This window comes from Oceanivirga miroungae (assembly GCF_902505095.1).
Lineage (GTDB): Bacteria > Fusobacteriota > Fusobacteriia > Fusobacteriales > Leptotrichiaceae > Oceanivirga > Oceanivirga miroungae.
Window position 1 is genome coordinate 1,018,123 of record NZ_CABWIB010000001.1, and the last position, 13,279, is coordinate 1,031,401.

A 13,279-nucleotide genomic window follows, 5' to 3' on the forward strand; every position below is an offset into this window, starting at 1 on the left:
TTTTTTCACCTTATTGTCTTTTATCTTAACTTGTTTGCATTTGTTTTTATTATCTTTTCATTGTTCTTATCAAGCTTTCTTTCCCGCTTGACAAGATATATACTAACAAATTTTTAGGTACCTTGTCAAGAAAATTTTTTAAAAAAAAATCAGAAATTGTAAAACCCCTTTATTTCCAACACATTTTTATCATTAACTGAATTTTAACTGAATTTTTTTTAAGTATTCTATCATATATATTTTCTAATTTCATAAAAAAACAACTGAAATATACCTTAATATATCTTTTTACTATTTTATACTTTTGGTGTATATTTACTTTTAAATAAAAGAAAGGAAACGGTTACAGTAAATGAAAAAGTCACTACTTATACTGGGTATTATCCCATATATTGCAATGTCTTCAGATAAAACTCTATATGGAACTAATAATTCTAATGTTAAAGTACAAAATATAAAAAGAGGGAAATTAAAATTAAGCTCTATAACTTATACGCCATTAGATTTCACATTAACATCAAGAAATAATTTTTTTAAATTTAATGTTAAAGTCTCAGGACAAAGAGATCGTATTAATAAATCAAACACTAAGTCTTCTTTTATACCTATTAAAAATAAAAAACTTGGTGAGGAAGAAAATTTTTCAAAAAAACAGGGAGTGTTAACAGATTATTTTAATCCAAAAAAAATATACAATGTAGAATATACAACTATGTTTGGCCAAGATTTTTCAGTTGAAGAAAGTTCGGGAAATATTAGTAAAATTCCTTTGAATAACCTATATAATTTTGGAAATAGTTTAGAATACTTGATTAAAAGAGCTAGTGGTAAAAAATTAGTATTACCTCATGCACACAGTCATGCTGGTCACTCACATAATCATAATCATAATCACGATCATGACCATAACCATGATGAAGAACACACTGGTTATAGAAATGAATTCGATACTTTTATTCCATTCAATTCCAGAGAATATAAAGAAGATGAGGATTTAGGTATTAAAGCTAGTATAGATTACTTTAATAATAAGGTAGGATTTAAACTTACTCACTATTTTAGAAGAATGGTTGAAAATGAAATAAGTCATCCTAATGATGAAACTATAGCTGAGTTAAAAACTCATTTATTATTAAAAGATAAAGTATCTCTTAATTTTAGACCTAGATTAAGTCTTGTTAAATTTAATCCAACTAAGTTTGAATCTGATACTGATTTTAGAATAAAGATAAATGAAAATAATTTTATAAACAGCTATATGTATAATGCTATTCAGTTAAATTCACTTGATGAGAAGATTAAGTTTAAAAATATTTTTAGTATAGACTATGACTATAATAAAGAAAAATTAAGAAGTCATAAATTCTATGAAATAGTCGATCACGAACATGAAAAAGAAGATAGATTTAGAGTAAAATTTAGCCTAACACACGACGCTAAGTATGATAAACCTATATTAAAATTAAAAGACTATAAATACAGTAGAAAAGAGGATTTATTTAGCTATAACGCTGAATTAAATTTAAAAAAATCCAATGCCTTTATAGATAATTTAACTTTAGAAAATAATTTTACATATAACCAAAACATAAGAAAAGTAAAGGCGTTTGATTTTGACTTCTATACTGAAAAAAAATACTTATATAATGATAAAAATAGTAAGGCATTTATCAATGAAAATATAGATCATATAGAAAACCATATACCTAAAAAATTACAAGAAAGACACCTTTTAGTAAAAAAAGACGAAAATGAAAATCAATATATTGAGATTTATGAATTACTTAAATTTGAAAATTCCTGTATGCCATATACAGATAAATATTGTATAAAAAATGAATTTCCAAATGAAGGAAATGATGAATTGGATTCTATTGGTGGAACTGCACCTACTGATGATGATCCTTTTGCTGATATTGGTGGAACTGTACCTACTGATGATGATCCTTTTGCTGATATTGGTGGAACTGTACCTACTGATGATGATCCTTTTGCTGATATTGGTGGAACTGTACCTACTGATGATGATCCTTTTGCTGATATTGATGATAATAGTTCACAAACAACAAATACGCAAATACTGTATAGTCCAGATGAACGATTAGAAAGAACAGATTATGTTTTAATAAAATATACCTATAATTTTTTAGGTCTATCTCGTAAGCCACTTTCATATACAAACTTAAATGAGATTAACTTTAACAATGAATCTAAAATTTCATATAAATATAAAGGATATAAATTCAATTTTAAAAATAATGTACACGTTGATATACCTTCATATGAAAATAGAGAAAATAATTTTATGATTGAGAATAATTTAAGTCTTGGAGTAGAAAAAAAATTCAAAAAAAGATTTAATTTAAAATTTGACTTTAATGATCAATACATATATCACAAATATAATACATATTACAGAAATAACCTAATTAATACTTCATATCAAATAAATAGAAGTTCATATAATTTAGACACAGCATATAACTTAAATGAAAAGAAATTAAATTTAATATATGGTTTAAATTTAAAATATACGCTTGAAGCAAGAAAAGCACCTATTGAACTAATGGAAGGAAATAAAGAAGAAGCTCTTATTTTCGTTGAGCCAACACCTGAACTTTATGAATTTTACTATAGTTTAGGTCCCTTTGAAAGAAACAAATTAATATCACCTAAATCTAATGGTAAAGAAAATGAAGCTTTACTTAACGGATATAAGGAATATTTAGAATTTAAAAATAATAAATACATCGATATCCCAGCTTATAGAAGACAACTTAAATATGAAGTTGATAAATGGGTTTTAGGTAATATCCTAGATATTAAACCATACCTTGAAATAAACTACAATTTTAATAAAAACATTAAATTCTACTCTAAATTAGAAACAAATTTTAATTTTAATAATAGTAGTACTATAGGTATAGATAAAGATGGATATTTTAGACCAGTAGCTAAAAATATGTCTTTAGGTGATATTACAACAAAATTTGAATTTGGAATTAAACAAAAATTTTAAGGAGGAACATTGAAAAAACATATATACATATTATTAATCTTATCTATTGCATCTTGCGCTAAAATAGATTTTAATGATACTTTTGCACCAGATCCAAATAGATTTAAAATTAATGTAGATAGAAATAACTATAAAGTGGTTGAAGAAAAAGTTTTACATGCTACTGATGAATATTCTAATAATATTAAAAACACTGTCACTATAATTGAACACGCAAATAAGATTGAAGAACATAAAAAGACGGTAAATGATGTATTTAAAAATACAATGATTAATGGAACTAATAATTTAGATATAGAACCTTCTAATTTTTGGGAAGATCAAGTTAATACAAGAGATATTACAGGAATTATTAATATGTCATTTGGGGGTTCATATTTTAATCTTGATATGGGGCATTTATTATCACGTTCATACTATATAGACAAAATACAAAATAACCTCGACCCAAATTATTCTATTTTTTTCTCTGATAGGGCTTATGATAAAGACTATCTAAATAATGAAAAATTAAAAGTAATTGCTCTTGGTAATACAAACTATCTTGTCCCTACTAAAAATAATGGAAATAGTATGATGGCTATGTATCAAGTAATGTCACCTTCTATGCAAAAAATAGCAAGATCTGAATCTATATTAGTTAAATTTGAATCGTTAAAACCAGAAGATAAAGATAACTTCTACATTAATAAAGATACTGATAAGCAAATAATAATAAATAAGAACGAAAACAATGAATACTATGGTAATTCTATTAAATTAAAAGAAAATAGCAATACTGATTTTTATATGACAGATGCTCTTTTACTTCGTAGTTTTACAGTTGGTGAAGATGGTTATGTAAAAGGTGATGAAAATAGTAAACTACCTGAAAATATGGGGTCTAGTTTTTCTACTCCCCGTGTATCAAGACTAGCATATGAGATTAAGAAAAAATACCCATTTTTAACTTATCAACAAGTTAAACAAGTAATACTAACAACAGCTAAAAAAGACAGTAAATACATAAGTATATATAACGGTTGGGGTCATGTTGATAGAGAAAAAGCAATGAAGGGGCCATCAGATCTAAATGCTGGTTTAATTGAGGAACAAAAATATTTTAGATCTAACTATGATAAAATTTATGATAAGGATAAAAACCTATACTTTTATGTAGATATAAATGATGGTAAAGAATATACATTCTCAAATGATATAAAATCTGGTCTTGATGGAGATGGTAATACAAATGAAGATTATGATACATTAAAATTTGAGGGAACTCCACAAACAGTTAACCCTCATAGTTCTAACATTTATACCTATTGCAACGAAGGTGAAAAGTCTTGTGGTAATGAATTTAGGCACGGTATTATATATAAATATAGAATACCTAAGGTATTAGATAGTGAGAGAAACTATTATTCTAATGTAAAAAAAGCTGGACTTCGTAAAAATGGTAATGGGACTTTAGTATTAGAAGGTGAGCAACTATATGATACTAAAACACAAATACTAGGCGGAAAACTTGTGCTTAAAAATAATTCTAACTCAGAATATGAAGTATTTGCAGGTTCTAATTTTGAAATTAACTCTAATAATAATCTCACATTAAATAAAATTACATCACAAGGTACTGTAGATTTTAACTCTAATATTTCTAGTTTAAAGTCATATGAAGCAGATAATAATTCTACCACTATATTACACCCTAATAATGTAGTTAATGCAGACTCATTTAAGTTAAATGGTACTGTAAAAATTGGTGATGACACTAAAGAATTATCAGATTTAAAAAATTTAGTAAAAGCTAAAACTATAGACGCTAATATAAATAATATTTACTTAGAGCCTATAGTTATTGATAATGGTAAATATGTAACAATAGACTTTGTAAATAAAATTTCAAAACTTAAAAATGTTGATGAAAACTATACTAAATTAAGAGATTTAAACGAAGAACAATTAAGAAATATTCCATCATATAAAAGAAATGAAAAAACTTTTTTCGATATGTATAAAGTTACAGACAGAGTTAAGTATTTTTATTCATATTATATGAAAATAGATAACCGTACAGGTCATATTCTAAGTCTATCAGCAAAATCTCCTAGTAAAGAAGATAAGAAAAAAGCGATAAGTCAAATATTTACCGATAATTACTCAAGCTATATATCTTCATTACTAGATAATATTGATGATTTAGATAAGAGTAAAAATAATATGATATTTACTAACTCTAATATATTTAATAAGTTGTCATTTTCATTAAATACATATAATAAGACAAACTTTATTAAAGGCAAAAACTATGATCCATTTAATTTAAACCTAAATAGCGTTAATTTAGGAATAAACTATGATAATAAATTTAATGGGTATATTACTTATGCAAAATCTAAGTATAAATTTAATGATGATAGTATTTTTAATAATCATTTTATAAACCTTGATTTTAATTATAACTATAATAAAAATTTAAGTATATTAAATTCCATTGGATATAACTACTCAAAGGTTAACAGACAACTTATAAATGAAATTGTTAAAAATGATTTTCATAGTGCACTTTATCAAAATAAATTAATATTTAAAAACGATATAAACTTAGATAAGATAAAAACAAATCTTAGTCTTTATATTCAAAATACTATGCAATTTTTAAATGTATTTGGAAATAAAGAAAAAAGCATACAAAATGCTGGTATAAAGATAAAAAATACCTTCCTATTTAATGATAAAATTTCATTAGGTATAAATTCTAAAACTAAGTTAAATAATAACATTGATTTAATAAATAGATTAGATGTAAGCTATAATAGTATTAACGATACTTTTATAAATGCAAGTATCCTAGGTATTGATACAAAACTATATGGAAAAAATGTTGATAAAGTATCTGCTAACTACTCTATAGGTTTTAACAGTAAAATAAATAAGTTCATAATTACTACTTCTTTAGATATAGATACTAAGGGTAAAATTGGATTTAATCTTGGAATCACTAGATAGTAAAAATGCAGGTAAAACCTGTATTTTTATTTTTCTAATTTTTTTTATAATTCAGTTATTTTTTATAACTTTAATTTTCACTATTAAAATACAGTAATTTTTTGTAAATACAAATTTCAGTTATTGCTAAAAACCCTTATTTTACAAGACTTTTCATTTGAAAAATATATTTTAAAGTGTTAAAATAAGGTTCAAAGAAGGTGATTAAAATTAAGATAAAAAAAATTTCAAGTGAAAATGATAGACTAGAAAATACTTATGTACTTTTAAGCATAATTTTTATTTTTATAATTTCATTTTTCACAATATTTATAACAACAGAAAGTACAAGTGAACTAATTAATAAAAATCATATAAGTGCAAAATCACTTAGTGGTAAAAATAATATTACATATAACTATTTAAAATTAATTACTGATGATATTGATTTAATAGATATGGATAAATTAAGTATTAAATACTTAAAAGATGAGCTTTTCTATGAACCATTTGCAGAGGGTAGCATAGATAATCACAAGTGGATTGAATTATCTAATAATAAATATATCTTATTTGTAGGTAGCAAAGATAGTAGCACTTTTATTTTAAAAATAAACAAACTTAATAAAAATTCTGAAATTCTTTTCTCTAGCACATATAAAGAATCTAATTTAGAGATAGATAAACTATTAAGAAGTAAAGAATTTAAAGTAATTGACGCTTATACAGGAAAAGAATTCAGAAAGGGGAATTAAATGATAGAAGGTATTTCAATAGAAGTTAAAAACTTATCTTTAAATATTTCAAATAACCAAATACTAGAAAATATAAGTCTTAACTTTGAAAAAGGTAAAATACATGCAATAATAGGTCCTAATGGTGGAGGGAAAACAAGTTTTTTAAAATGTTTATTAGGTCAGATGCCATATAAAGGAGAAATCTTATTTAAATACGAAGATAAAGATAAAATAGGCTATGTCCCTCAAACTCTTGACTTTGAGAAAACTTTACCTATTACAATTACTGATTTTTTATCTATGTGTTATAGTAAAAAACCTGCATTTTTATCTCCTAATTTAAAAAAGAAGGAACTTTTTAATGAGATTTTAGAAGAAGTAGGGCTAAAACACAAAGAAAAAAGACTTCTTGGAAATTTAAGTGGAGGAGAATTAAAAAGACTTTTATTAGCTCAAGCAATAAATCCAAGACCAAATTTACTTATATTAGATGAACCATTTGCGGGAGTAGATACAGTTGGAGAACAATACTTTTTAAATACGATTAAAAATCTAAGAGATGAAGGAATTACAATAATATGGATACACCACAACATTAAAGTGGCTAGAGAGTATGCAGATACTATAACTTGTATAAAAAAAGATCTTAAGTTTCAGGTAAATAAAGATGAAGAAATTTCAAATGAGCGTTTACTTGATATTTATTCATAGGTGATAATATGTATTTATTAAATTTATTTAGAGAATATATTATATCTCTTTCACTAAATTCATATTTGCCATCATTCATGCAATATAATTTTGTTATAAATGCACTAATATCTGCAATATTTCTAGGACCTATACTTGGTATATTTGGTACCTTAATAATAACTAAAAAAATGGCTTTCTTCTCAGAAGCTATAGGACACTCTGCTTTAACCGGTATTGCTCTTGGAATATTTTTAGGAGAAAATCCTACAAGTCCATATATTATGCTGTATGGATACTGTATAATTTTTGCAATTATAATAACATATACAAAAAACAAAACAAAAATGAGTTCTGATACTCTAATAGGTATTTTTCTATCAATTACAATAGCAATAGGTGGAGCTTTAATTATAATAATATCTTCTAAGGCAAATATACATGTATTAGAAAGCTTATTATTTGGTTCTATTTTAACGGTAAATGATTTAGACATAATGATACTTATAGTATCTACAATAGTTCTTTTAATTATAACTATACCAAACTATAATAACTTAATACTTGGAAGCTTCAACTCTAATATGGCAAAAATAAAGGGTATTAATGTTAAATTTTTAGATTATCTATTTATAATACTGGTTACACTTGTAACCTTAGCAAGTATAAAAATAATTGGTACTGCTTTAGTTGAAGCTCTATTTTTAATACCAGCTGCTAGCAGCAAAAATATATCTAGATCAGTTAAAAGTTTTTTCTGGTTTAGTATTTTATTCTCATTATCAAGTACAATACTTGGAATATTACTACCTTTAATATTAAATATACCATTACCTTCGGGTGGATCAATAATAATGGTATCAGCTGTATTTTTCATTATAACAATTATATATAAAACATTAAGAAAGGCTTAGGTGAAAAATCATGAAAAAAATGATCTTAAATTTTATTCTAATTTTTGGATTTATTTCATTTTCAGATACTATACTAACTACAACAAATGCTACATATACATTAACTAATTTATTAACTAAAGACATGGGTGTAAATGTAGTAAGCGTATTTGAAACTGCAACAAGTATGGATACTAATCAAGATATCTACTTTAAAAAATCTGAATATGCACTTGATAGATTTAATGACATTGTAGCTGTAGTTGATTTAAAAAATATTTGGAAGAATGATTTACTGTATAAATATTCAAGACTTTCAAATATTAGAACAGTAGAAATTGATGCTAGTACAACATATACTGATAATTCTAGTTTAATTATGACTTTATTTAAAGACAATCCATATATATGGTTAGATTTTACAAATGCTAAAAAAATGCTAAATATAATACATTCTGATTTAGTAAGTCTTTATCCAAAAAGCAAAAAAATACTAGATAAAAATTTATATGAGGCTTTAAACGAAATTAATAATATAGAAAATATGTATTTAGATATCTATAATATAGATGGAGTTATAATTTTAAATAACTCTTTAGCTTATTTAGTTAGTTATCTTAACATTCCATATATTTTAGTAGATGATTTAAGCAAGCTTGAAAAAACAATTAAAGAAACTGGATTTAATACTGTATTAACTAATAGATATGAAAGTAAAGAAACTAAGGATTTAATTTCAAAAAACAAAGCAAGTCTTACATATATTAAAACAGGTAAAATGCCCGTTGAAGATGAAGACGATGAAGATTTAATGTCTAAATCAGCATTAACTGATATATATTTATACAATTTAAAAGAATTAAAAAAATTAAATAATAGTAAAGGAGAATAGCAATGAAAAAAATTTTATTAAGCTTAGCATTAGTTTTTACAACACTAATTTCATTTTCACATAATCCAGATATTATATTAAAAGATAATAAAGATGGTACAATGAATATCTCTGTAAAATTCCCTAATGATCCAGGAGATGCTATAGGTTCTGAAATATCCATTATATTAGATAAACCATATAATGGAAGTGGTAAAACAATAGGAGGTAGTCTTGTTTTATTCCAAAGAAATTTAGGAGAAACAGAAGAAATGACTATCTATAAACCTAAAACTAAAAAATTCCATATTCATGTATTTGTAATGCCAGGTCATGAATATGATGTTACAGATATTTATCCTCTTAGCAAAGCTGAGAAAGAAAAATGGAATGATATGATAAATAATGATAGTACTTTAACGCAAGATGAAAAAGATTATTTATTAGGTAATAAGGTAGATTAAAAAAAATAGTGTGGTTGATTTTTACCACACTATTTTAATTTATTTATAGTATCTTTTACCATTTCAACATTTTCTTTCATTTTTATGTAATTTATACTGTTTGTACCAAATGATGCTTCTACTATGAATAGCCCTTTTTCAAATAATTCTAAAGATTTTTCTAAATCTCCTTGTAGATATAGTGAGCTTGCTAATGAATTTATTGCTGCACTATACATTGAATGACCTTTACCTACAGTTTTTTCATATAGTTTTAATGCCTTTTTTATGTATTCGTCAGATTTTTCTATGTCTGATACTCCTCTATATGCTAATGCTAAATTATTCATTGTAGTTGCTAAGGCTAATTCATGTTCATTATCATTTTTTAATATTTCATAACTTATTAGGTGTAGTTCTAACGCTTTTTTGCTATCTTTCACATCTTGGTAATATAGTCCTAAATTATTACATATACTAGCATATTCGTAAGTATTATACATATCGTATTTTTCATAAATTTCTTTTACTTTTTGATATAAAACTAAAAGCTTATCAATTTCACCTTTAAATCTATATACTTCTGCTAAATTTAAAGTTGTTGTTGCATATGGAATATTATCGTCTCCAAACTTTTCTTTTATTATATTTCTTGCCTCAACTATAGAATTTATTGCAAGATTATATTCACCTACATATTTAGCAGCTCCACCTACTTCATTTAAAATATCAATTGTTACATTAGATTTTTCTCCATATACATCTATTGTATATTCACAAACTTTTTTTAATAATTCTAATTCTTCTTTTGATTTACTTAATTTTATAAGTTCTTGTCTTTTTATTCTTGCTTCATTTATAAAAGCTATTTTTTCGTTTATAGTCATTATTTCCCCCTTATAGCATATCAACATAAAGCGTTAATGGTGTATTTAATAATTTAGTGTCAATTACTAAATTTGATATTTTATTTTTTATGTCATCTTTAAAATCAGTTTCTTCTGAAATTTGTATAAGTTTAACCTTATCTAATTTTAAATATTTTTTCATCTCATTTACTGCATCTTCTAGGCTCCCAATTCTATCTACTAAACCATTTTCAAATGCCTCTACACCTGTAAATACACGTCCACCTGCTATTTTTTCCAGTCTTTGGTCTGTCATTATACGAGATCTCATTACATTTAACTTAAATTCCTTATATATTTCTTTTATTTCATTTAATAAAATATTTTCTGTTTTTTCTGATAAATCTTGAGTTAAATCTAAATATTCTGTAGTTTCTCCATTTTTTACTCCATCAAAATTTACTCCAACTTTTTTAGCTAATTCAGAGAAATTAGGATACATAGACACAACCCCTATACTCCCTGTTAATGTATTTTTATTAGCAAATATTTTAGTTGCAGAACTTGCAATAAAGTATCCTCCAGATGCACAAACATCTTTCATACTTACAAATATTGGTAAACCTTTTAATTCTTTTCTTAACATTGTTGTTATTAAACTTGATTCATAGGCGCTTCCACCTGGTGAGTTTATTTCTAGTATTACTCCTTTTAAGTTTTCATCATCACTAATTCTACTTACTTTATCATAAACTTTATCAAAACTTAACTCATTTTCTGATATTGTCCCATCAAGCGTTATTACTGCTATATAGTCTTTTGTTTTTTTTATGAATTTTTTAGTTTTTCTATTTAATTTAACTTCATAATCTAGAATATCCATTAAATTTTCATCTTTTTCAATAAATTCATACTTATTTACAGACTTATCAATTAAATTTTCAAAATTATCTTTTAAAAATAGATTCCCCTCTACTAAATCATTTCTAATATCAATTCCTCTGTACTCTTTTACCTTATCTATAAAAAAGTTTAATTTTTGATCAGATAAATTTTTTATACTTTCTTTTAAATTATCTGACATAGATTCTAATTTATAGTTTTCACCATAAGATTTATAGTCTCCAACATTTAGAATTTTTACATTTATTCCTATTTTATCTAGTAACTTTTTATAATAAGGTAAAACTTTATTATATCCATTTATCATAAGATAGCTATTTTTAGTATTTAGTTTATATATCTTACTTGTTAATAATGCTGTTAAATACATTTCCTTTGTAAATATACTACCTATTGAAATTACTTCTTTTGTTTCTCTTAATGTTTTAAATATTTCTTCGACTTCTTCAAATTCAGTAAATGAAAAAGAAAAGTTATCTAAATCTATTATTATTCTTTCTATTTTTTCATCTTTTGAAATAGCTTTTAATTTATTTTTTAGCTTTAAAAAAGAAAAAGTTTCTTTAATAGTACTTTTTTTAGAATCATATGTTAAATCCATTTCTGATATTAGAATTGTCTTAGCTTTTTTTTGCTTTATTTTTGACCTTTTTTTGTTTTTTAAATTAGATAATGCAATAACAAAAACTATAAAAGCTAAAATTGATATTAGTATTATAGTTATTATCGGTATAAGTATTAAGTTTAACATTTTAATTTCCTCCTAGTTAAGTATAAATATTATCAATCCAAATGTGTTTAATAAATAAAATAATGATACAAAAATTCTATGTATTGGTTTTAAGTTATCATCTATCCCAAAATATCCTAATATTAAAATAAAGTTTATAACAAGATAAAATATATTAAATTTTATACTTGAATAAATTATATTATAGAAAAATGATACTTTAGTTATATACGATAATATTACAACTAGCATATTTAAAATTAGTAGTCCCAAAGATAAATTCTCACTTTTTTTTACATTGAATATAAGCATAAAAGAACAAACTAATTCTAAAAATACTAACAGTATAAACATAAAGATATATATTTTCAAAATATTACCTCCTCGATTTTTTTTAATTATATCATATTTTAATTATAAAAAAAATCCAAAAAATTATATCAATAATCTTTTGAATTTAATTTTTATCCACCTAAGTATGCTTTTTTAACCATACTATTATTTAATAATTCTTCTCCACTTCCATTTAGTATTATTTCTCCAGTTTCTAATACATAAGCTCTATCTGAAATTGACAATGCTTGATTAGCATTTTGTTCTACTAATAATATAGTAACACCTTTTTTATTTATCATCTTTATTATTTCAAATATTTCTTGTACTAATAAAGGAGCTAACCCCATAGAAGGCTCGTCTAATAATAAAACTTCTGGTTCTGACATAAGTGATCTTGCTATTGCTAACATCTGTTGTTCTCCACCACTCATTGTACCTGCTAATTGTTTTTTTCTTTCTTTTAATCTTGGAAACATATCATACATTTTTTTTATATTTTCATGCATTTTATCATTAGTCAAAGTATACGCTCCCATTTCTAAATTTTCTTCAACTGTTAATTCCGTAAAAATTTTTCTTCCTTCTGGAGTATGAGCTAACTTTAAATTGACCAATTCATACGGCTTAGTCTTTAAAACATCTAATCCTTTATATGAAATTTCTCCTGATTTTGGCTTTATAAGTCCTGACACAGTTTTTAATATTGTAGTTTTTCCTGCCCCATTAGCCCCTATTAAAGAAACTATTTCTCCTTTTTTAATAAAAAAGTTTACATTTTTTACTGCATGGATTGCACCATAATAGACATTTAAAGATTCTACTTCTAATATTTTCAT

11 protein-coding genes are annotated in these 13,279 nt (G+C 24.3%); 7 read left to right on the forward strand and 4 right to left on the reverse strand.

The window, feature by feature from the left end; translation table 11 throughout:
• Nucleotides 1-352 precede the first annotated feature (352 nt).
• The 7 genes from OMES3154_RS04965 (at nt 353) to OMES3154_RS04995 (ending at nt 9,647) form a co-directional block, all read left to right on the forward strand.
• Complete coding sequence (locus OMES3154_RS04965; protein WP_156683683.1) at nt 353-3,019, forward strand: hypothetical protein; 2,667 nt, start codon at nt 353-355, stop codon at nt 3,017-3,019.
• Nucleotides 3,020-3,028: 9 nt separating this feature from the next.
• A complete protein-coding gene (locus OMES3154_RS04970; RefSeq protein ID WP_156683684.1) occupies nt 3,029-6,013 on the forward strand; it encodes a S8 family serine peptidase in 2,985 nt (994 codons plus the stop codon).
• Nucleotides 6,014-6,213: 200 nt separating this feature from the next.
• Nucleotides 6,214-6,747 carry a hypothetical protein gene (locus OMES3154_RS04975; RefSeq protein WP_156683685.1) on the forward strand — a complete coding sequence of 178 codons (534 nt, stop codon included), beginning with the start codon at nt 6,214-6,216 and terminating at the stop codon, nt 6,745-6,747.
• A 3-nt stretch (nt 6,748-6,750) separates the two neighbouring features.
• Nucleotides 6,751-7,440 carry a metal ABC transporter ATP-binding protein gene (locus tag OMES3154_RS04980; RefSeq protein ID WP_197271544.1) on the forward strand — a complete coding sequence of 230 codons (690 nt, stop codon included), beginning with the start codon at nt 6,751-6,753 and terminating at the stop codon, nt 7,438-7,440.
• An 8-nt stretch (nt 7,441-7,448) separates the two neighbouring features.
• The gene (locus OMES3154_RS04985; RefSeq protein WP_156683687.1) at nt 7,449-8,333 is read left to right on the forward strand and encodes a metal ABC transporter permease; all 885 of its coding nucleotides are present in this window, start codon (nt 7,449-7,451) and stop codon (nt 8,331-8,333) included.
• Between the two features lie 10 nt (nt 8,334-8,343).
• Complete coding sequence (locus tag OMES3154_RS04990; protein WP_156683688.1) at nt 8,344-9,204, forward strand: metal ABC transporter solute-binding protein, Zn/Mn family; 861 nt, start codon at nt 8,344-8,346, stop codon at nt 9,202-9,204.
• 2 nt (nt 9,205-9,206) lie between these two features.
• Nucleotides 9,207-9,647, forward strand: a complete 441-nt coding sequence (locus OMES3154_RS04995) for a hypothetical protein (protein WP_156683689.1) — start codon at nt 9,207-9,209, stop codon at nt 9,645-9,647.
• A 29-nt stretch (nt 9,648-9,676) separates the two neighbouring features.
• On the opposite strand, the gene OMES3154_RS05000 is transcribed toward OMES3154_RS04995, so the two are convergent.
• From OMES3154_RS05000 to OMES3154_RS05015, 4 genes are all read right to left on the reverse strand, one after another.
• Nucleotides 9,677-10,513, reverse strand: coding sequence for a tetratricopeptide repeat protein (locus tag OMES3154_RS05000; RefSeq protein WP_197271509.1), 837 nt, complete (start codon nt 10,511-10,513; stop codon nt 9,677-9,679).
• Between the two features lie 10 nt (nt 10,514-10,523).
• On the reverse strand, nt 10,524-12,128 hold the full coding sequence (gene sppA, locus OMES3154_RS05005; protein ID WP_156683691.1) for a signal peptide peptidase SppA: 1,605 nt from the start codon (nt 12,126-12,128) through the stop codon (nt 10,524-10,526).
• 12 nt (nt 12,129-12,140) lie between these two features.
• Nucleotides 12,141-12,479 carry a hypothetical protein gene (locus OMES3154_RS05010; protein ID WP_156683692.1) on the reverse strand — a complete coding sequence of 113 codons (339 nt, stop codon included), beginning with the start codon at nt 12,477-12,479 and terminating at the stop codon, nt 12,141-12,143.
• Between the two features lie 92 nt (nt 12,480-12,571).
• Nucleotides 12,572-13,279: an ABC transporter ATP-binding protein gene (locus OMES3154_RS05015; RefSeq protein WP_156683693.1), complete on the reverse strand. Its 708-nt coding sequence runs from the start codon at nt 13,277-13,279 to the stop codon at nt 12,572-12,574.

Bases quoted from the DNA above. Each gene is read 5' to 3' on its own strand.
- OMES3154_RS05015 (WP_156683693.1), bottom strand. From the start codon at position 13,279: ATGAAAATATTAGAAGTAGAATCTTTAAATGTCTATTATGGTGCAATC.
- OMES3154_RS04965 (WP_156683683.1), top strand. From the start codon at position 353: ATGAAAAAGTCACTACTTATACTGGGTATTATCCCATATATTGCAATG.
- OMES3154_RS04990 (WP_156683688.1), top strand. From the start codon at position 8,344: ATGAAAAAAATGATCTTAAATTTTATTCTAATTTTTGGATTTATTTCA.
- sppA (WP_156683691.1), bottom strand. From the start codon at position 12,128: ATGTTAAACTTAATACTTATACCGATAATAACTATAATACTAATATCA.
- OMES3154_RS04985 (WP_156683687.1), top strand. From the start codon at position 7,449: ATGTATTTATTAAATTTATTTAGAGAATATATTATATCTCTTTCACTA.
- OMES3154_RS05000 (WP_197271509.1), bottom strand. From the start codon at position 10,513: ATGACTATAAACGAAAAAATAGCTTTTATAAATGAAGCAAGAATAAAA.
- OMES3154_RS04995 (WP_156683689.1), top strand. From the start codon at position 9,207: ATGAAAAAAATTTTATTAAGCTTAGCATTAGTTTTTACAACACTAATT.